Origin of the sequence: Oceaniglobus trochenteri (genome assembly GCF_020529025.1) — a bacterium.
GTDB lineage: Bacteria > Pseudomonadota > Alphaproteobacteria > Rhodobacterales > Rhodobacteraceae > Oceaniglobus > Oceaniglobus trochenteri.
Map to the genome: position 1 here is coordinate 1 of NZ_JACNMM010000019.1, position 18,502 is coordinate 18,502.

The following is an 18,502-nucleotide window of genomic DNA, read 5'->3' on the forward strand; positions in this document are numbered from 1 at the left end:
GATCCGCCCCTCGCAGAACACGAGGATGCGGTCGCTCAGGGCCAGCAGTTCGGACATGTCCGACGAGATCAGCATCACCGCCCGGCCATCGTCGGCCAGGGCGGTGATCTTCTGGAAGATCTCCTCCTTGGCGCCGATGTCCACGCCGCGCGTGGGTTCGTCCAGCAGCAGAAGGTCGGGATCGGTCAGCAGCCAGCGGGCGATGATCGCCTTCTGCTGATTGCCCCCCGACAGGTTCGTGATCGCGGCATCCTTGTCGGGGGTGCGGATCGAATGGTCCGCGATGGCGGTCCGGGCCACCCGGGCCTCGGCCCGGCGGGACAGGGCCGCGCCCCTGGAAAAGCTGGGCGGGTGGGCCGCGCTGATGTTCGAGGCCACCGACATGGACAGGAACAGCCCGTCCTTGGCCCGGTCCTCGGGGACATAGCCCAGGCCCTGCGCGATGGCCTCCTGCGGAGAGCGGATGGTCGCCGGACGTCCGCCGATCGTGATCTGCCCCGCATCGGCCCGGGCCACGCCGAAGATGGTTTCGGCCACGGCCGTGCGCCCCGCCCCCACCAGCCCGCCGATGCCCAGCACCTCGCCCTTGTGGATGCGCAGCGACACGTCGTGGAAATGGCCCGCGCGGCTCAGCCCCGACAGCTCCAGCGCCACGCTGTCGCGGGTGACCTGCCGGGTGGCCCGGGGGGCGATGTCGCGCCCGATCATCAGGCGCACCAGGTGGTCCACGCCCTTCACCTCGCCGATGGCCAGGGTCTCCACATGGGCGCCATCGCGCAGCACCATGACCCGGTCGCTGATCTCCATGATCTCGCCCAGGCGGTGGCTGATGAAGACGATGGATTTTCCCTCGGACGCCAGTTGCCGGATGATCCCGAAAAGGCGGTCGGTCTCGGAGGGGGTCAGCGGCGCGGTCGGTTCGTCCATGATGATGACGCGGGCATCGCGGGCAAGCGAACAGACGATCTCGACCAGCTGCTGATCGGCGATCGAAAGGCTGGACATCGGCGCGTCGGGGTCCAGTTCGACATCGAACCGCGCGAGGATCTGGGCGGCCCGGTCGTGCACGCCCTTCGGAGACCGGAACGAGAGGGGCCTGAGCGCCCCGACGCCGATCTCGATGTTCTGCGCGACCGTCAGGTCCTGGAAGGATATCGGCTCCTGGTGGATCAGCGCGACACCGGCGCGCTGTGCCTCTTCGGGGCTGGCGAAACGCACCGGCCGGCCGTCCACCAGAACCTCGCCCCGGGTCGGCGGGTGCACCCCCGCCAGCGCCTTCATCAGGGTGGATTTTCCCGCCCCGTTCTCGCCCACGAGGGACAGCACCTCGCCACCGCGCAGTTCGACCGTGATGTCGCGCAGCACGATGGCCTGCCCGAAGGCCTTGGACAGGCCGCGGGTGGCCATCAGGGGCGCATCGCTCATTCCGGCAGCCCCAGCTTGTAGACCCGGTTCGCGTTGCCGCGGTAGAACCTGCGCAGGTCGGTCTCGCTTACGCCGGAAAAATGCCTGTCCAGCACCTCGACCCAGCGCGGCAGGGTGGTGGCCTGGGTGCAGACGGGCCAGTCGCCCGCATAGATCAGCCGGTCAAAGCCGAAGATCTCGACCACCGCGTCGATATAGGGCTTCAGGTCGTCCTCGGTCCAGTTGTCGTGATCGGCCTCGACCGGCAGGTCGCTGAGCTTGCAATGCAGGTTCGGGTTCGCCGCCATCGTCTTCAGGTGGCTGCGCCAGGCCCCGATCTCGCCCTCGGCGATACCGGGCTTGCCGCAATGGTCGAGGATCATCACCGTGTCCGGCACCTGCGCGACCATTTCGGCGGCCTTGCCCGCCTGGCTGTGGTGGATGTTGATGTCAAAGCTGAGACCCGCCTCGCCCAGCAGGTTCACGCCTTCGACGAAACCGGGCCGCAGGCAGAAATCCTCGTCCGGGTTGAACTCGATCATCCGGCGGATGCCCACCACGTCGGGATGTTTCGATTTCAGATGTTCGATGAAGGGGCCCATGTCCGCGCCCAGTTCCACCGGGGCCTGCGCGACGATGGCCCGGATGGGGGACCCGGCGCCCATGTTCTCTTCGACGAAGCGCACTTCCTTCAGGTATTCCCCCTGGTCGACGAAGCATTCGACGAAGACGGCCGCCTCGACCTCGAGATCGCCCAGGTCGTGCAGATAGTCCTGCGGCAGGCGGGGGCGCTGCATGAAGGCATTGCCCTCCTGCCAGCCGATGCGGATGCGCTCGGGGTTCCAGATGTGCAGATGGGCGTCGACGACGGGAAAATTCGGCATCGGGTCTCTCCTCCTTCTTGCGGCGCGGTCAGCGGATCAGCCTGAAAGTCTCGGCGTCGGGTTCCTTCAGCGTCAGCCCCAGGCCGGGCTTGTCGTCGGGCAGGTCGATATGCCCGTCCTTGGCCACCGGTTCACCGTCGAAGATGTACCAGAACAATTCATTGCCCACCTCGACGGGCACCTGGGGAAAGTACTCGGCGAAGGGCGCGGTCACCGAGGACAGCGAGACGTGATAGTTGTGCACCTGCCCCGCGTGGGGCATCACCGCCACGTCGAAGGCTTCGCACAGGTGGGCGATCTTGGCGGCGGCCGTGATGCCGCCGACGCGGTTGGTGTCGAACTGGGCGAAATCGACGGCCCGCGCCTCGATCAGGTGGCGATATCCCATGAGGTTGAACTCATGCTCGCCGCCGGCGATGGGCACCAGGCCCATGGCGCGCAACTCGGCATAGCCGGTGATGTCGTCGGCGATCAGCGGCTCTTCGAGCCATCGCAGGTTGTAGGGGGCAAGGCGGCGGACCATCTCGCGCGCATATTCCAGCGACCAGCCCATGTAGCAGTCGGCCATGATGTCCACGTCCTCGCCCACGGTCTCGCGCAGGGTGCGCACCAGGTCGATGTTCTGGCGCATTCCCCTGGCGCCATCCTTCGGCCCCCAGCCCATGCGCAGCTTCATCATGGTGAAGCCCTGGTCGAGATAGCCCTGCGCCTCGGCGGCAAGATCCTCGAGCGACTGGCTGTAGAGGCGGCTGGCATAGACCTTGAGCTTGTCCTTGGTGCGGCCGCCCAGAAGGCGGAACACCGGCTGGCCCAGGACATGGCCCTTGGCATCCCAGAGCGCGATGTCCAGCGCGCTGATCGCCGTCATGCCGATGCCCTTGCGCCCGAAGGCAATCGTGCGGCGATACATGGTCTGCCACAGGAACTCGGTGTCCAGCACGCTTTGCCCGATCAGCATGGGGGCAAGCTGGGTGTCGATCAGGGTCTTGACCGCATGGGGCGCCAGCGCGGCATTGCCCAGTCCGATAATGCCGTCCTCGGTCTCGATCTCGACCACCAGCCAGCCCAGGAAGCGGAAGCCGGAAATGTCGCCGGTGGTGTTGGACACGATATCCGCCGCGCTGGTGCAGAAATTGGGCGGCATCGGCGCCACCGGGCCGGTCCATTCCCAGATCGTGGTGCGGATATCCTTGATGATCGGCATGTCAGTCGTCCTTTGCTGTCAACGGTCCAAGCCTGTCTGCCTGGGCCTGCACGAGCCTGCGCCCGTATTCGGTGATCGGCTTGAAGGGGGCGCGCGGGCAATCCCGGGCCAGGCCCAGCCGTGCGATGGCCAATGCCTTTCCGTAGGTCACGAAATGCGGGATGCCCTGCATGATCGACACCGCGACCGGGGCATGCAGCGCATAGAGCGCGCGGACCCTTTCCCCGTCGCCCGCCCCATGGGCCTGCCAGATGCCCTGGGTCAGGTCGATGGTTTCGATTCCGGGCAGGATGCCCGAGGCACCGGCATTCAGGTTCTCGGGCATCTCGAAGCCGCAGCGGCCGTTGAAGACGGCCACCCTGCCCTCGGTCGCCTCGACGATGTCGTGCAGATCCACCGCCGGGCATTCCAGCTTGGCCACCCGGAAGTTCGCGCAGCGCCGGGCAAGGGTGACGATGCCCTCGGGGGACAATCCGTAGCCCAGGAATTCGGGCGCATTCTGGATGCCCACCGGGCAATCCACGGCATCGATGACCGTGGCGAAGAAATCAAGCAGCGCCGGTTCGTCGATCTTCCCGGGCGGCGGCTGGAGGATGAGCCATGTCGCCCCGGCCGCGACGGCGCGCCGGGCAAAGGTGATCTGTTCACGGGGCGTTGCACCGAAGACGGTCACGGCCAGGCTGGCCCGCCCGTCCAGCGCCCCTGCCGTGGCATCCAGCGCCTGTTCGCGCTCTCCTGCGCTCAGCTTGGCCACCTCGGTGCCAAGACCCAGAACGGCGACACCCGCGGCGCCATGGGCCAGGGCCGCCTCGACCTGGACCCCGAAGGCATCATCCCTCAGCGTCCCGTCTTCGGCAAAGCAGGCATAGAGCATCGGATAGATGCCGGATGGAACGGACGTCATCGGAAAGCCCCCGGATGGTCAGGCAGGGCAGACCGCATCCCGTGACGCGGCCCGCCCTGCCGGTCTCAGAAGTCGTAGTTGGCGATGTTGTCGGCATCGAAGGTCGTCAGACCCTCGCGCGGCAGCACGATCCGGTTCTCGCGGATCTCCAGCGTGCCCAGGTCGCCCGCCTCGAAGGTTTCGCCGACCTCGCCCTTCAGCGTGCCGTTCGACAGCGCGACCCCCAGATAGGCGGCGGCGCGGCCCTGTTCGTCGGGCGCCCAGAGCTGGAAGGCCTCGACGGTGCCGTTCTCGATGAAGCGGCGCATCTGGTTGGGGGTGCCCAGCCCGGTCACGGCCACCTCGTCGGCCTTGCCCTGGCCCTCCACCACCTGCGCGGCGGCGGCCACCCCGACGGTGGTGGGCGCGATGATGCCCTTCAGGTCGGGATAGTTGGACAGCAGCACTTCGGTTTCGGTGGTCGATTTCTGCGGATCGTCATCGCCGTAGACGATCGTCACCAGTTCCATCTCGCTGTAGCGGTCGTCGCTTTCCAGCGTCTCCTGCATGCCGGCGATGAACCTGTTCTGGTCGGGCGCGTCCGTGGTGGCGCTGAGGATCGCGAACTGGCCCTTGTAGTCGATCAGCCTGCCCATCAGCGCGATCTGGTCACGGCCGACATTGCTGAAATCCACCGGCATGATGGCGGCATCGCGCTGATCCTCGAAGCCGGTGATGTCGGAATTGACCACCAGCACCTCGATGCCCCGGTCCCGGGCCCGCGCGAAGATGCGGTTCAGGGCATCGGGGCTGTTGGGCGTGATGGCGATCACGTCGACGCCGCGCTGGATCTGGGCGTTGAGGAAGGGGATCTGCGAGGTCGCCCCCGCATCCGCCGGCGCGACGGTCGTGAAATCGCAGCCGATCTTGTCGCAGGTTTCGGCAAAGCCCTGCACGATGCCGTCGAAATAGGCGTTGCCGGTGTTCTTCGGAATATAGACGATTTCCACGGCATCCTGCGCCTGAGCGGCAGAGGCGGCCAGCAGGCCTGCCACGGCCAGGCCGGTAAACATGTTCTTCATTGCAGTCTCCCCTATGCAATTCCCTTGGGTCAGCCTAGAAAATCGAATCCCTTCTGTCAATTAGTCTTACTAATTTACATTAAGATGAGGCGTGCTATTCTCGACCGGGCTGGATATGCAGCCAGGAAAAAGCGGAGGAGCGACATGGATCTGGGGACTGGCGCGCTGCCTGAAATCGGTCTCGGATGCGCACATCTGGGAAATCTGTTCACCATCATCGACGAGGATACCGCCGCCGCGACCCTTGCCGCGGCATGGGAGGCCGGGCTGCGCTATTACGACACCGCGCCCTGGTATGGTCACGGGCTGAGCGAGCTGCGCCTCGGGGCGGCCCTGCGCCGGCGGCCGCGCGAGGAATACATCCTCTCCACCAAGGTGGGCCGGGTCTATGACGCCAGCGCCCCCGACCCCGGGCATGTGGCCCCCTGGAAAGGCGCCCTGCCCCATGACATGCGCTATGACTATTCGGCCGGGGGGTTTGCCCGGTCCCTGTCGCAAAGCCGGATGCGCCTGGGGATCGACAGGATCGACATGGCCGTGATCCACGACCTGGACGGCAAGCACCACGGCGACCGGCGCGCGGTGCACGAGGGCGACCTGGCAGAGAGCGGCCTGCCCTACCTGCAGGAGCTGCGGGCCGCGGGGCAGATCCACAAGATCGGCATGGGGATGAACACGCATGAGGATTTCACCCATTTCGCCGGGCGGGTGGATGTCGATTTCTTCCTTGTCGCGATGCCCTATACCCTGCTTGACCAGGCTGCCCTTGCCGGCCCCATGCAGGTCTGCCAGGAGCGCGGGATCGCCGTGGTGATCGGCGCGCCCTTCGCCTCGGGGCTGCTGGCGGATCCACGCGCCGCCGGGGCCACCTATGGCTATGACGACGCGCAGGCCGGCATCCGCGCGCGCGCCATCGCCATCGACGATCTCTGCCGCAGCCACGACGTGCCCATCGCCGCCGCCGCGCTGCGCTTTCCCCTCCTGCATCCGGCGGTCAGCGCCGTGATTCCCGGGGCGACGGAACCTGCCCATGTCCGCCAGAACGTCGACCTGATGAAACGGAAGATCCCGGCCGCCCTCTGGGCCGATCTGAAACAGCGCGGCCTGATCGACCCCAAATCCCCCACGGGAGACCCGGCATGAGCACGACCGTCCTTGCCACGCGCATGCGGCTGCATCCCGGCCAGCAGGCGGAGTACACCCGTCGCCACGATACCCTCTGGCCCGAGATGTTCGCGCAGCTGCGCGATATCGGCATCACCGACTACCGGATCTTCCTCGACCCCGAGACGCGATACCTTTTCGCGGTCGTCACCACCACCGATCCCGCGGCCCTGGCCGACCTGCCCGCCCGCAAGATCGTGCAGGACTGGTGGGCCCACATGGCCGACATCATGGAGACCAACCCCGACAACTCGCCGGTCTCCGTGCCGCTGGAACCGGTCTTCGACATGTACGGCACCCGCAACGGATAGTGCTTCGCGCAACGCGACGGGGTGGCCTGCATCGTGGCGGTCTAGGGGCGGCCGCGTTTTTCGAACCACTTGGTGCAGAACCCGATGAAGGCCTTGTCGGGGTCGCGCGGGGCGTCGAGCCCGCCATCGGCCATCCAGCTGCGCCAGGCCTGTTCCAGGTAGTGGACATCCCAGCCCGGGGCGGCGGCGCGGGCGCGGTCGTGGGTGTCGTGGCCAAGCCGGATCGTGCTGGTGACGACATCGCCGCCCAGCACGTCCATCGTGCCCCGGTTCTCGAAGACGACCATCTCGCCCTCCAGCCGGATCGCGTAGTCGGGCATGTGGTGGTGGGCCTCGTCCTGCTCGACGATGGCGCCGACAAGGCGGCGGAACTCGCGGGTGGTCGAGGTGGAACCGCATTTGCGTTGCAGCGCCGGAAGGCCGACGCGCCATTGCGTCTGGCGGCCGCAATGCTTGCGGGCCAGTTCGTAGAGGCGGCGTTCCAGCGGCTTGCGAAGCCGGAAATAGTTGCGGTGCAGGGTCAGCACCTCCTGCGCCCGGATCGCGTTGAAAACCCAGTCCGAGAGTTCCACCTCGATCTCCTGCATCCGCCCGTCGCGGGTTTCGCGCACGATCCGCGCCCGGTCGATGATGCTGAAGATATCCAGCTGTTCGGTGCCCCCGGTGCTGATGTTCGTTTCGATCTGGGTGCCCTGAAGGCGGACGAGTGCCGCACGCAGCGCCTTGTAGCCGCGCCCGTCGGTCACCCGGTTCGTGGCCTTGAGCAGGTCATAGGCCTTCAGCCGCACCACCCGCTGCACCTGGCGCCCCTCGTTCAGCGCGGCGATGACCTGGCTGATGCAATAGATCAGGACATCGCGGTCATGGATCGTGGCAAGCCCGTCGGAAGAGGGGCGCACCTCGACATAGTTCTTGCCGCTTTCGTCCTCGTAGCGGCGCGATTGGTGATCCGGCTTCGTCGAAAGCGAGAAGATCGGATGCGCCATCGAGGCCATGTCGCCCTTCGGCGCGGCATCGAAGATGTCGCAGACGAAAAAGTCCTTCTGATCCTGACGATCGGGAAGGAGGGGGGACCTGCTGTCTTTCGTGATATCACACACCATGGGCCGACTTTCGTGATTTTACCCACGCTCGTCAAGCATTTCGTGATTTCACCCACGCTAGGCCGACTTTCGTGACTTTACACACGCTCTTTCGTGACTTTACCCACATTCTTTCGTGACTCTACACACGGGGGGGTCTGAAAAACTATATGTTGTCATGGGGTTGCGTGGCGTTTTTTCCGCGTAACACAGAGTCTAACACATATTTAACACCCGGCATCGGGGGACAGGCTGGTTCCAGCCACTGGAAAGCGCCGGAAAGACCGTGAAGAGTTTCCGGTAATCGGGGCATTACCAGATTGCTCCACCGACCCGACCGGAAAGGAAGCCTGCCCAGAGAACAAGAAAGGCAAGGGAAAGCCAGGGGCCGAAGGCGATGGGCGCATCCTTGGGGGCCGGGCGCAGAAAAACCCGGCAAAGGGCCGCAAGCGCCGCGAAAAGAACCAGAAGCGGCAGCGCCCCGAGTCCCAGCCAGGCCCCCGCCGCACCCAGAAGCTTTGCATCGCCCCGGCCCAGCCCCTCGGCGCCGTAACGGCGGTGGAACAGGGCGCCCAGACCGGCGAACACCGCCCATCCGGTCACCGCCCCGGCCAATGCCCCGGGGGGAACCCCGCCCATCCGCCAGGCCGCCAGGGCCAGGCCCGCAGCCAGAAGCGGCAACGACAGGCGGTCGGGTATGCGATGTTCGCGCGCGTCGATCCAGGACAGCCGCCCCAGCACCAGGATCAGCGGCAGCGTGGCCAGCAGATCGGCCATGGTCGCCCCCCCCGTCACGAGGGGCACGGCGGGCCGGCGGAATAAAAATGATAAAAAATCCTCATTTCCCGAAACTATTTTCCAAAACCATGCGTATCTGCCCTTGTGGTAATTTAACCCGCCCCGAGAGGGGAGGCCATCGCGCAGGGTTCCCTTAGTGAAGGAATATCTCGATGTATCGTAAGAAGAGCTTTGTTTTCAGCGGGACGGTCGCAACGGCGCTTGCCGCGACCGCGCTGGCCGGCTGGGCCTCGTCCCACCGTGAAGCCCCCGGAATCACGGAATCGCCCAAGATCGACGCAACCGACTTCTACATGTTCCGCAGCTACGAGCCGGGCCGGGATGGCTATGTCAATTTCATCGCCAACTACCAGCCGCTCCAGTCGCCCTATGGCGGGCCGAACTATTTCACCATGGACAGCGACGCGGTCTATGAAATCCACATCGACACCGACGGCAACGCCCAGGAAGACATCACCTTCCAGTTCCAGTTCAAGAACGAGTTGATCGCCGAGGGTGACGGTGCCGCGCTGAGCATCGGGGCCGAGGGGGCCAAGAAGGACGTGGCGATTCCGCTGCGCCAGTTCGGCATGATCACCGCCGGCGACACCAGCAAGCAGAACGAGCTGGAAAGCTATACCGTCAAGTACATCACCGGCGACCGGCGCAGCGGCACGATCCGCGACATCACCAAGACCGGATCGACCGAAAAGACCTTTGCCAAGCCCATCGACAACATCGGCACCAAGACCCTGCCCGATTACGCGGCCTATGCCGACGGCTTCATCCACACCATCGACATTCCCGATTGCGCCGAGCCGGGCCGTGTCTTCGTGGGTCAGCGCGCCGAGGCCTTTGCCGTGAACCTGGGCGAGGTCTTCGACCTGGTGAACCTGGTGCCGATCCAGGGCGCCCCCAGCGCCATGTGGCCCCAGTACAACGCCGCCACCCCCTTTGCCGGCGGCATCACCCAGGACCGGGCCAACGACGATCTGGTGGGCAAGGCCAATGTCACCTCGATCGCCATCGAGGTGCCCATCTCCTGCGTTGCGGGCAGCGATCCGGTGATCGGCGCCTGGACCACGGCCAGCCTGCCCCAGGCCGAGATCGAAGACCCCTCGCCCACCTATGAAGGCACCTCGGTTGTCGGCGGCGCCTACGTTCAGCAGTCGCGCCTCTCGGCGCCGCTGGTCAACGAGGTGGTGATCGGCCTGAAGGACAAGGATCTGTTCAACGCCGCCGAACCCACCATCGACGGTGCGCTGATCGATTATGTCACCCACCCCACCCTGCCCGAACTGGTGGAAACCCTGTTCGGCGGCGTTGCCGGGCTGCCCCAGGAACTGGCGCCCAACAACTTTCCGCGCAACGATCTGGTCACGGCCTTCCTGACCGGTTTCCCCGGGTTCAACAAACCCTCGGGCGAGGATTTCCAGGCTTCGGAAATGATGCGCCTGAACACTGCCGTTCCCGCCACGCCGCGTGATCAGCAGAACCCCTTCGGCGTCGTGGCCGAGGATCTGGCCGGTTTCCCGAACGGGCGCCGTCCGGGGGATGACACCGTCGATATCGCCCTGCGCGTGGTCATGGGGGCGCTGTGCCATCCCGTGCCTCTGGGGGCCGAACTTCAGTTCCCCAACGCGGTCGAGGATACCGAAAGCGATTTCGTGAACCTGGGGCTTTGCGATCCGGCCGACGCACCGGTGGGCAACGCCGCCTTCACGGACGGCGCGCCGATCCTGGCCAGCGAACTGCCGGCGGCCTTCCCCTATCTGAACACGCCGCTGCCCGGCGCCGGAAGCTGAGGGGGGAACAGATGAAACTGCGTTTCGCAACCCTGGCCCTTCTGGGCGCAATGACCGGCCTTGCCGCCTGTGACGGCGGCAATGGCGGCACCGGCATCGCCGGTGTGGTCAACCAGTTCGGAGCCCGCTTCGCGGCGGCCTTCTTCGCCGATCCAAATGCCGACATCCTGGTCGATCCCCGGGCCGACGATCTGACAGTCGACCCGACCGCCGATCCGATCGACGTCTAGGGCGTCTCAGGCTCGGATAGAAACGGGACACCGAAATGCGCGTTCGACCGTAAGGGAGAGGCAGTGCATTTCGGTTCCGCAAAAGCCTGAAACGCTCTGGGGCGTTTCAGGCTCTGAAAAACCAGCGCCGCCCGGAGCGATCCGGGCGGCGTTCTCATGCCCGGCGCTCTGCCGAGACTGCGCGGAACGTCCGGTTCGAGCACAAATTTCTTGCTCTTCAGTTGAAGGTGTTGCGTAGATTGGATGGCTCCATCGCCTAAAGTTTGTCCACGTGTTAGAAGGCGTTATGAAAATAGCTATCATCCGTTTGAGCATTCTCGCTGGTCTAGTAATTTCTTGGATTGTTGGCGCTCCAGAGCGCTTCTTCAGCTTCACTGGATTTATCGTATTTGGTACTTTCATTGCCTACTGTCTTGGCTACGAAGTCGTCCAATTCTGGAAGGCACGCCGAGAATAGTTAACTTTCCCGAAAGTCAGCTTCGTCCGCACACCTGACCTTCGGAGCGATCCCGGAAACCCTCTTTCGAGACTGTTCGAAAAGGGGCCTGTGCGCCGCATCGCACCCCCCCGGCTCAGGGGCGCAGCAGCCGGTCGATCAGCGCGGGCGCCGGGGCGGGCAGGGCGGCGGAGGGCGGGCCCATGCGGCGCGCCACCACATGCACCCCGGCCCCCGGGCCGCGCGGGCGGCGCAGGATGCGGCTGTGCAGGATGCGGGTGACGCCGTCGATCTCGGCCCGCACCTCGGCGGTGAAGTTCTGCGAGGTCCAGCCGCCGTTCACCGGCATCAGCGCCCCGGTGGATTGCAGGTCCTGCGCCGTCAGGAAGCCCTGCCGCGCCCGCAGTTGCAGCAGCCGCGCCGCGATCTCGGGGCGGCCCAGCATCGCCCCCAGCAGGACCGGCCCCACGGTGTTGAGGTTCACCGTCTGCGGTTCGGGCAGCACCGTCACATGGGGGCGCAGACGGTCCAGATCGCCCGGGGCCACCCCCGCCTCGAGCACGGCCCCGACATCCCCGAGCGGCCCCTCGCGGGCCACCAGGGCGGCGATGCGCGGGGCAATCTCGCCCGGGAGTTCCAGCGCCGCCAGAAGGGCCGCGAAGACCGGCCCGTCCACCAGTCCCCCGCCCCCCAGCCGGTTCAGATCGAAGCGGCCCTGCAGATCCTCGACGGCGACGGAAAACCGCCCGCCCTGCAGGCTTACCTCGTCCTGGATCACCGCCGCCCAGCTTTCGGCGAAATGGTCGGACTCGGGGGCGTCCTGCATGTCGCGCCGCAGCGCCGTCACGACCGAGGCTTCACCGCCCTGGGCCAGAAGGTCGGCCTGGCTGGCGGCGGCGCGCAGGCGCACCCCCTCAAGGGCGGTGTCCTGGGCCGAAAGCATCAGGAAGACCACCGAAGCGGCAAGGGTCAGGATCACCAGGACATTGACCAGGACGATGCCGCTCTCGGGGTCGCGCGATGGGGCGGGATGGGCGGGTTTCACGACGCATCGCCCCCGGGCGTGACCACGGCAAGGGGCACGAAAAGCCGGCGCAGCGTGACCGGCGCCGCGTCGCCTTCCCCCAGCCGCAGGCGCAGTTCCACCTCGGCGGCCCGCAGCGCGGGGGCCGGGCCGTCCGGCGCATCGGCGGGGGGCCAGGCGGGGCCCCATTGCCCGCCCTCGGGCAGGAACCGCCAGCCCCAGCCCGAAACATCCGGCAACAGCGCCTGGTCCTGCGCGTCGCTTTCGCCGGGACGGGCCAGGGCGCGGGTCAGGGTGGTGTCGTCGATCCGCCAGGCGTGCCGGCGCCCCGCCACCACGATCGCCAGCCTGTCGTCCTGGAAGGTCAGCGTCCCGGGCGCGCCGGTTTCCATGTCGCCCGACAGCAGCCGCAGCGCGCCGTCGATCTGCCCCAGCCGCTCCATCCGGCCCTCGGTGCGTTCCTGGGCGCGCAGGATCGTGCTCAGCATGCCGAAGCCCACCAGCCCGATCATCGCGAAAAGCGCCAGCGCCACCAGCATTTCCACCAGGGTCACGCCCGCCTCGGGCGCCCGGCCAGCGGGGCGACGGGCGCCGGTCATGGCGCTCTCATACGGTGCCGCCCCCGATCAGCGACAGCGCGCCGCGTTCGACCTGCAGCACCGACAGCGCCCGGTCGACCACCCCGTCGCTGCCGAAACGATAGGGGCCAAGCACGCCGTTGAAGCCCTCGTCGCGGGTCAGGCCGCGCTTGTCCTGCTGGCCGACCCGGCCCAGGAAGCGGGCCATCTCGACGGAATCGAAGGCCAGACCGGCCAGAATGCCCGGCACGCTGCCGAAGGCCTCGCGGTAGGCTTCGGAAAAGGGGTTGAAGCGCAGCGGATCGGGGGCGGCATACCAGGCGCCGCGCAGGGCGGGCACCTCTTCGGCCTTGATCGCCGCCCATTGGGCCGAGCCCAGCACCTGCACCCCGCTGCCCTGGAAGGCGCCCGCCAGCCCGGCCAGTTCCGGCCCCGCCGCGGGCAGGTAGACGGCATCGGGCGCGCTGCCCCCGGCCGCCGCCGCCACCCGCGCGGCCAGCCCCGCAGGATCGCCGGTGCGCACCGCCTCGCCCGGCACGATGCCCACCTGCCCGGCCAGGCTGCGCGCCGCCGCCACCGACTGATCCCCCAGCGCGCCGGGCGGGGCGACGACGACGACGCGCCGCTTGCCCCGGGTCGCGGCAAAGGCCAGCACCGAGCGGGCCGATTGGAAGGGCGTCACCCCGTAGACAAACAGCCCCGGCCCCTTCAGCGAGGTATCGTTGGAATAGGTCACCACCGGCACCTGGCGGCCCACCGCCGCCGCCACGGCCACGGCCTGGGCGCCGAACAGCGGCCCGATCAGCATCTTCGCCCCTGCCGCCACGGCCGCGCGGGCGGCCAGGACCGCCGGTTCGACGTCCGATCCGCTGTCGCTGAGGGCGATTTCGGGGTCGCGCCCCAGTTCCGGCGCGGCAAGCCTTGCGGCATCGGCCATGATCTGTCCAAGCTGCGCCGAGCGCCCCGAGGTGGGCAGAAGCAGCGTCGCGCGGCCATCGGTGCGCGTGGCGTCCAGCCCGCCGTCACCGCCGCGCAATCCGGCAAGGCCCCCGCCATTGCACCCCGCCAGAAGGACGACACCCGATGCCGACATCATCTGTGCCAGGAACCCGCGCCGCCCGGCGTTCTGCCGGGGGGTGGCGGTCGGGGGTGAAACGGGGGCTGTGGTGGGCAGGCGTGACATGTGTTTCGCTGATCCTGTTCCTTGCGGCGCTGGTGGCCACCGCGCCTGCGGACAGCGTAACACGGGTTGTCACGCTGCCGCCACAGGTGGTTGGGCTTGAGGGGCGGCTCTGGCGGGGACGGGCCGTTCTGGCGGGCGGGCTGAGCCTTGAGTGGCGGGTGCTGCCCGGCGCGCTTGTGGCGGGGCGGCTGGCGCTGGCGGTGGATCTGCGCGGGCCGCAGAGTCTGGCGACAGGGCGGGTCTATGGCGGGCTGCGCGGTTTCGGGGCCGAGGATCTGTCGGGGCGGATCGGCCCCGAGGCCCTGACCCTGGTCGAGGCCGACGGGCTGCGCTGTTCGATGATCGCCGCGCTTGAGGGCGTGGCGCTGTGGCGGCACGCGGACGGGCTGGGCGCGCGGGGCGAGGTGAACCTGCCCGCGGGGCGCTGTTCGAACCGGGTGGCGCAGGATGTCGCGGTGCCGCCACTGCGGGTGGCGCTGTCCTCCGAGGGTGTGGCGGCGCGCGCCGCGGTCAGCACCGGGGACACGCCCCTGGGCGGTCTGCGCGCCGTGCCCGAGGGGGATGTGGTGCGCCTTGGCCTGCGCATCGAACCGGCGGGCGCGCGGCTGGTGCCCGGCCTGCCCGCCAGCGCCGCGAGCGAGCTTGAATACCTGCTGGAGTGAGCACTGCCCGCCCGCGCGACGCAACAAAATACGTCATTGAATTGCGCGAATGTGATTGATACCCTGCGGCCAATGCAAATGGATTGGCCGGGGGAGCAGGAATGCAGGGCAAGGAAACGGGCGGCGTTCTGATCGTGACCGGCGGATCGCGCGGCATCGGGGCGGCCACGGCGCTGCGGGCGGCGCGGGATGGCTGGGCGGTCCTGGTCAATTACAGCGCCGACAGCGCGGCGGCCGAGGCCGTGGTGCGGGACATCACCGCCGGCGGCGGGCGCGCGGTGGCCGCAAGGGGCAACGTCGCGCAGGAGGGCGAGGTGATCGCGCTGTTCGATGCGGCGGAACGGGCCCTGGGGCCGGTGACGGGTCTGGTCAACAATGCCGGCATCCTGGACCGCGCCACGTCCTTCGCCGAGATCGAGACCGGGCGCTGGCAGCGGATCTTCGACATCAACGCCACCGGCAGCTTCCTGGCCGCGCGCGAGGCGGTGCGCCGGATGGGCGCGGCAGGCCGGGGCGGTGCCATCGTCAACCTGTCGTCCATGGCCGCCCCGTTGGGCGGGGCGCATGAATTCGTCGATTACGCCGCCACCAAGGGCGCCGTGGAATCGATGACCATCGGGCTTTCGCGCGAGGTGGCAAGGCAGGGCATCCGCGTGAATGCCGTGCGCCCGGGGCTGATCGAAACCGACATGCAGGGCGCCTCGGGCGATCCGGACCGCGCCAGGCGCCTGGCCGAGGGGGTGCCCATGGGCCGCCCCGGAACCGCGCAGGAGGTGGCCGAGGCGGTCTGCTGGCTGTTGTCGGGCGCGGCCAGTTATGTGACGGGGGCGATCCTGCCGGTAAGTGGCGGGCGCTAGGTCAGACCGTCACGACATCGACGCCGCAGGCCGCGATGTCACGCAGGATGTCGTCGGGGGCGCCGCTGTCGGTGAAGACCCGCGTCACCGAGGCCATGTCGCAGATCACCGCCGGCAGGCTTTCGCCCAGCTTGGAGTGATCGGCCAGGATCCAGACCTCGCGCGATTGCTCGGCCATGACGCGGTTCACGTAGGCTTCGGAGGAATCGAAGGTCGTGGCGCCGGATCTCGGGTCCAGCCCGTCGACCCCCATCAGCATCACGTCGATGTTCATGTCGCGCAGGGTGCGTTCGGCGATGTGGCCGACCGTCTCGGCGGTCCGGCGGCGCAGCACCCCGCCGGTCAGCGTCACCTCGACCGTGGTGGTGTCGCGCAGCTCCAGCGCGATGTTGACCGCCGTCGTCACCAGCTTGAGCGTCTTGCGCCGCAGGATCGGCAGCGTCTGCAGCACCGTCGTGCCGCCGCCGCAGCCGATCAGGGAATTGTCCTCCAGCCGCTCGGCGGCGGCGGCCCCGATGCGGCGCTTTTCCTGGAGGAATTTCATCATCTTGGCGTCGTAGGGCAATTCTTCGCGATGCTTGGGCAGGGTCGCGCCGCCATGGGTGCGGATCAGCGACTTGACCGAATCCAGTTCGGTGATGTCGCGCCGGATCGTGGCCAGCGAGGCGTTGAGCAGCGCCGAGAGATCCTGGGCGCTCACGCTGCCATGATGGGCCAGTTCGGCAAGGATCCGCTCGTGTCGTTCGGCCTTCAACATCTTCAACCACTCCCTGGCATTGCAGACCCGCATGATCATTCGCCGGGCACAGTATCAACAATGGCAGGGAAGAACATGCGTCATTTTTGATCATCCTGACGTAGACTATTGAGCGTTTTTGGAGTAGACCCGTCTCGAATCTGACCCTTAAAAGGAACCTCCCATGGCCCGACACAAGCTTGTCCTCATTGGCGCCGGCAGCACGGTTTTCACCCAGAGGCTGGTGGCGGACATCATCCTTGCAGGCGAAGAGCACCTCTGGGAACTTGCCCTGGTGGATATCGACCCGGTGACCCTGGATGCGGTGAACAAGCTGGTGGGCAAGATGCTGGTGGCCAAGAACGCCGACATCCCTGTCACCGCCACCACCGACCGGCGCGAGGTTCTGAAGGGCGCCGATTTCGTCGTCACCACCATCGCCGTGGGCGGGCGCAAGGGCTGGCAGACGGATATCGAGATTCCGCGCAAGCACGGCATCTACCAGCCGGTGGGCGACACCGCGATGCCCGGCGGCATCAGCCGCGCGATGCGGATGATCCCGCAGATGATCGCCATTGCCAACGACGTGGCCGACCTGTGCCCCGATGCGCATTTCTTCAACTACTCCAACCCGATGACCGCGATCTGCCGGGCCATCCGGCGCGAAACCGGGGTGCCGGTGGTGGGGCTGTGCCATGGCGTGCACCATGTGGAAGGCGTGCTGGCGCGGTTCCTGGGCGTGGACGAGGGCGATCTGACCTCTTTCGGCCTGGGCCTGAACCACCTGACCTACCTGACGCGCCTGCGCTACAAGGGTGCGGATGCGATCCCGATGTTCCATGCCAAGCTGGACGAACAGGAAGCCACGCTGGAACAGGAGCTGGCCGACAAGAGGGTCTGGGACAACATCGTCACCGGGCGGGCGCCGCGCTGGTCGGATGACCCCTTCAGCTGGGGCATGTTCCGCAAGTATTCGATCTTTCCCTGCGCCATGGACCGGCACGCCGTCGAATTCTTCCCCGAGCGGTTCCCCGGCGGGGCCTATTGCGGTCACAAGCTGGGCGTCGAGGCCTTCCCCATCGACGAACGCATCGGCCTGGGCGACACCTGGTATGACGAGATGCTGAAGATCGCCAATTCGCCCGATCCCCTGCCCAAGTCCTATTACGAGAACGTCCCCGGCGAGAGCGAGCAGCTGCTCGAGATCATGCATTCGCTGCTTTACGACAAGCGCGATGTCTTCTCGGTCAACCTGCCCAACGGGGGCGCCGTGCCCTATCTGCCGAAGGATGCCGTGCTCGAGGTCAACGCCTCGGCCGTGGGGGGCGGTTTCGCCGCGTTGCAGGCCGATCCGCTGCCCCCGGCCCTGGTGGCCAAGCTCTGCGCCAAGATCGAGGCGATCGAGATCACCGTGGACGCCGCCACCTCGGGTTCGCGCGCGTTGATGATCGAGGCGATGCTGGCCGACGGATCGGTCGGAACCTCGGACCAGGCCCGCGCCCTGACCGACGACCTGATCGCGGCGCACCGCGAACATCTTCCCAATGTCGCCTGAGGACAGCATGAGCATCATTCCCGCGGATCAAGGCCGCATGATCGACCTGCCCGGCGTCGGCCCCTGCCCGCGCCCGACCGACATCGACGAAAGCGTCACCGGTTTTGCGCGGCTGAAGTCGCTGCGCATCTACCGCTTTGCCCCCGGCGTCACCATCGACGGCGACAGCGAGACGGACGAGGTTTTTGTCATTCCGCTGGACGGGACCATCGACATCTCGATCACCGGCAAGGACAGCCTTCAGGCCAGCGTCGGCCCCGGGGCGGGGGCGCGCGCCGTCTTCATGGCGCCCGATCACGCCTACAGGCTGACACCGCAGGGCGAAACCCATGTGGCCTATGCCCGCGCGGCGGCCTGTGGCCGGGTGGCGGTGCAGGCCGTCAGCGCAGCCCAGAGCGACGACCTGGCCGAGGCGCTGAGCTTTGCGATCCGCGATCTTGGCGACGGCGAAACGATCGCGGCGGGCGGGGCCCGTGAAACGCTGGTGCATGTGATCTCGGGCGCCCTTGCGCAGGGCGACAGGACGCTGGAGGCGACGGCGACGCTGATGCTGCATTCCGACAGCCGGGCCGACCTGGTGGCACGGGGTGCCACAAAGGTGCTGATCGTCACCGCCTGAGGACGCTGGGCGTCACGCGGCACCCC

General features: G+C 67.2%; 19 protein-coding genes. 8 read left to right on the forward strand and 11 right to left on the reverse strand.

Translation table 11 applies throughout. The annotated features are described in order from the left end of the window. The 5 genes from H7828_RS21150 to H7828_RS21170 form a co-directional block, all read right to left on the reverse strand. Positions 1 to 1,425: sugar ABC transporter ATP-binding protein (locus H7828_RS21150; RefSeq protein WP_226783061.1), on the reverse strand; the 1,425-nt coding region annotated here is incomplete at its 3' end. Beyond that, on the reverse strand, positions 1,422 to 2,288 hold the full coding sequence (locus H7828_RS21155; protein ID WP_226783062.1) for an amidohydrolase family protein: 867 nt from the start codon (positions 2,286 to 2,288) through the stop codon (positions 1,422 to 1,424). The genes H7828_RS21150 and H7828_RS21155, both read right to left, overlap by 4 nt. A 28-nt stretch (positions 2,289 to 2,316) precedes the next feature. Further along, positions 2,317 to 3,492 (reverse strand): L-rhamnonate dehydratase, encoded by a 1,176-nt coding sequence (locus tag H7828_RS21160; RefSeq protein WP_226783063.1) that lies wholly within the window; start codon positions 3,490 to 3,492, stop codon positions 2,317 to 2,319. 1 nt (position 3,493) lies between these two features. Next, positions 3,494 to 4,396, reverse strand: a complete 903-nt coding sequence (locus H7828_RS21165) for a dihydrodipicolinate synthase family protein (protein ID WP_226783064.1) — start codon at positions 4,394 to 4,396, stop codon at positions 3,494 to 3,496. A 65-nt stretch (positions 4,397 to 4,461) separates the two neighbouring features. Beyond that, positions 4,462 to 5,457 (reverse strand): substrate-binding domain-containing protein, encoded by a 996-nt coding sequence (locus H7828_RS21170; protein ID WP_226783065.1) that lies wholly within the window; start codon positions 5,455 to 5,457, stop codon positions 4,462 to 4,464. Positions 5,458 to 5,601: 144 nt separating this feature from the next. On the opposite strand from H7828_RS21170, the gene H7828_RS21175 reads away from it, so the two are divergent. After that, positions 5,602 to 6,600, forward strand: a complete 999-nt coding sequence (locus tag H7828_RS21175; RefSeq protein ID WP_226783066.1) for an aldo/keto reductase — start codon at positions 5,602 to 5,604, stop codon at positions 6,598 to 6,600. Further along, complete coding sequence (gene rhaM, locus H7828_RS21180; protein WP_226783067.1) at positions 6,597 to 6,932, forward strand: L-rhamnose mutarotase; 336 nt, start codon at positions 6,597 to 6,599, stop codon at positions 6,930 to 6,932. The genes H7828_RS21175 and rhaM overlap by 4 nt, the downstream gene beginning before the upstream one ends. A 41-nt stretch (positions 6,933 to 6,973) precedes the next feature. On the opposite strand, the gene H7828_RS21185 is transcribed toward rhaM, so the two are convergent. Together H7828_RS21185 and H7828_RS21190 are read right to left on the reverse strand one after the other, a co-directional pair. Continuing rightward, on the reverse strand, positions 6,974 to 8,035 hold the full coding sequence (locus tag H7828_RS21185) for a replication initiator protein A (RefSeq protein WP_226783068.1): 1,062 nt from the start codon (positions 8,033 to 8,035) through the stop codon (positions 6,974 to 6,976). A gap of 291 nt (positions 8,036 to 8,326) precedes the next feature. Then, on the reverse strand, positions 8,327 to 8,791 hold the full coding sequence (locus H7828_RS21190; protein WP_226783069.1) for a prepilin peptidase: 465 nt from the start codon (positions 8,789 to 8,791) through the stop codon (positions 8,327 to 8,329). Between the two features lie 173 nt (positions 8,792 to 8,964). Between H7828_RS21190 and H7828_RS21195 the strand changes: the two genes are divergently transcribed. Beyond that, the gene (locus H7828_RS21195) at positions 8,965 to 10,596 is read left to right on the forward strand and encodes a DUF4331 domain-containing protein (RefSeq protein WP_226783070.1); all 1,632 of its coding nucleotides are present in this window, start codon (positions 8,965 to 8,967) and stop codon (positions 10,594 to 10,596) included. 11 nt (positions 10,597 to 10,607) lie between these two features. Beyond that, positions 10,608 to 10,826 carry a hypothetical protein gene (locus tag H7828_RS21200; protein WP_226783071.1) on the forward strand — a complete coding sequence of 73 codons (219 nt, stop codon included), beginning with the start codon at positions 10,608 to 10,610 and terminating at the stop codon, positions 10,824 to 10,826. Positions 10,827 to 11,398: 572 nt separating this feature from the next. On the opposite strand, the gene H7828_RS21205 is transcribed toward H7828_RS21200, so the two are convergent. The 3 genes from H7828_RS21205 to H7828_RS21215 are packed head-to-tail and all read right to left on the reverse strand — an operon-like array spanning position 11,399 to position 14,047. Continuing rightward, positions 11,399 to 12,307, reverse strand: coding sequence for a type II secretion system minor pseudopilin (locus H7828_RS21205; RefSeq protein WP_226783072.1), 909 nt, complete (start codon positions 12,305 to 12,307; stop codon positions 11,399 to 11,401). Next, entirely contained in the window at positions 12,304 to 12,885 is a 582-nt protein-coding gene (locus H7828_RS21210; RefSeq protein ID WP_226783073.1) for a prepilin-type N-terminal cleavage/methylation domain-containing protein, read from the reverse strand. The genes H7828_RS21205 and H7828_RS21210 overlap by 4 nt, the downstream gene beginning before the upstream one ends. Positions 12,886 to 12,892: 7 nt before the next feature. Then, positions 12,893 to 14,047: a penicillin-binding protein activator gene (locus tag H7828_RS21215; protein ID WP_226783074.1), complete on the reverse strand. Its 1,155-nt coding sequence runs from the start codon at positions 14,045 to 14,047 to the stop codon at positions 12,893 to 12,895. Here H7828_RS21215 and gspN point away from each other — a divergent pair. After that, a complete protein-coding gene (gene gspN / locus H7828_RS21220) occupies positions 14,041 to 14,709 on the forward strand; it encodes a type II secretion system protein N (protein ID WP_226783075.1) in 669 nt (222 codons plus the stop codon). The genes H7828_RS21215 and gspN overlap by 7 nt on opposite strands. A gap of 101 nt (positions 14,710 to 14,810) precedes the next feature. After that, on the forward strand, positions 14,811 to 15,566 hold the full coding sequence (locus H7828_RS21225; protein WP_226783076.1) for an SDR family oxidoreductase: 756 nt from the start codon (positions 14,811 to 14,813) through the stop codon (positions 15,564 to 15,566). Between the two features lies 1 nt (position 15,567). On the opposite strand, the gene H7828_RS21230 is transcribed toward H7828_RS21225, so the two are convergent. Continuing rightward, positions 15,568 to 16,323: a DeoR/GlpR family DNA-binding transcription regulator gene (locus H7828_RS21230; protein WP_226783077.1), complete on the reverse strand. Its 756-nt coding sequence runs from the start codon at positions 16,321 to 16,323 to the stop codon at positions 15,568 to 15,570. A 163-nt stretch (positions 16,324 to 16,486) separates the two neighbouring features. Between H7828_RS21230 and H7828_RS21235 the strand changes: the two genes are divergently transcribed. Both H7828_RS21235 and H7828_RS21240 read left to right on the forward strand, forming a co-directional pair. Then, entirely contained in the window at positions 16,487 to 17,857 is a 1,371-nt protein-coding gene (locus H7828_RS21235; RefSeq protein WP_226783078.1) for a family 4 glycosyl hydrolase, read from the forward strand. 7 nt (positions 17,858 to 17,864) lie between these two features. Continuing rightward, positions 17,865 to 18,476: a hypothetical protein gene (locus tag H7828_RS21240; RefSeq protein WP_226783079.1), complete on the forward strand. Its 612-nt coding sequence runs from the start codon at positions 17,865 to 17,867 to the stop codon at positions 18,474 to 18,476. Positions 18,477 to 18,502: the final 26 nt, after the last annotated feature.

Coding starts and splice junctions, on each gene's coding strand:
- H7828_RS21195 (WP_226783070.1), top strand. CDS start 8,965: ATGTATCGTAAGAAGAGCTTTGTTTTCAGCGGGACGGTCGCAACGGCG.
- H7828_RS21175 (WP_226783066.1), top strand. CDS start 5,602: ATGGATCTGGGGACTGGCGCGCTGCCTGAAATCGGTCTCGGATGCGCA.
- H7828_RS21230 (WP_226783077.1), bottom strand. CDS start 16,323: ATGTTGAAGGCCGAACGACACGAGCGGATCCTTGCCGAACTGGCCCAT.
- H7828_RS21190 (WP_226783069.1), bottom strand. CDS start 8,791: ATGGCCGATCTGCTGGCCACGCTGCCGCTGATCCTGGTGCTGGGGCGG.
- H7828_RS21210 (WP_226783073.1), bottom strand. CDS start 12,885: ATGACCGGCGCCCGTCGCCCCGCTGGCCGGGCGCCCGAGGCGGGCGTG.
- rhaM (WP_226783067.1), top strand. CDS start 6,597: ATGAGCACGACCGTCCTTGCCACGCGCATGCGGCTGCATCCCGGCCAG.
- H7828_RS21215 (WP_226783074.1), bottom strand. CDS start 14,047: ATGTCACGCCTGCCCACCACAGCCCCCGTTTCACCCCCGACCGCCACC.
- H7828_RS21240 (WP_226783079.1), top strand. CDS start 17,865: ATGAGCATCATTCCCGCGGATCAAGGCCGCATGATCGACCTGCCCGGC.
- H7828_RS21155 (WP_226783062.1), bottom strand. CDS start 2,288: ATGCCGAATTTTCCCGTCGTCGACGCCCATCTGCACATCTGGAACCCC.
- H7828_RS21160 (WP_226783063.1), bottom strand. CDS start 3,492: ATGCCGATCATCAAGGATATCCGCACCACGATCTGGGAATGGACCGGC.
- H7828_RS21165 (WP_226783064.1), bottom strand. CDS start 4,396: ATGACGTCCGTTCCATCCGGCATCTATCCGATGCTCTATGCCTGCTTT.
- H7828_RS21225 (WP_226783076.1), top strand. CDS start 14,811: ATGCAGGGCAAGGAAACGGGCGGCGTTCTGATCGTGACCGGCGGATCG.
- H7828_RS21200 (WP_226783071.1), top strand. CDS start 10,608: ATGAAACTGCGTTTCGCAACCCTGGCCCTTCTGGGCGCAATGACCGGC.
- H7828_RS21170 (WP_226783065.1), bottom strand. CDS start 5,457: ATGAAGAACATGTTTACCGGCCTGGCCGTGGCAGGCCTGCTGGCCGCC.
- H7828_RS21185 (WP_226783068.1), bottom strand. CDS start 8,035: ATGGTGTGTGATATCACGAAAGACAGCAGGTCCCCCCTCCTTCCCGAT.
- H7828_RS21235 (WP_226783078.1), top strand. CDS start 16,487: ATGGCCCGACACAAGCTTGTCCTCATTGGCGCCGGCAGCACGGTTTTC.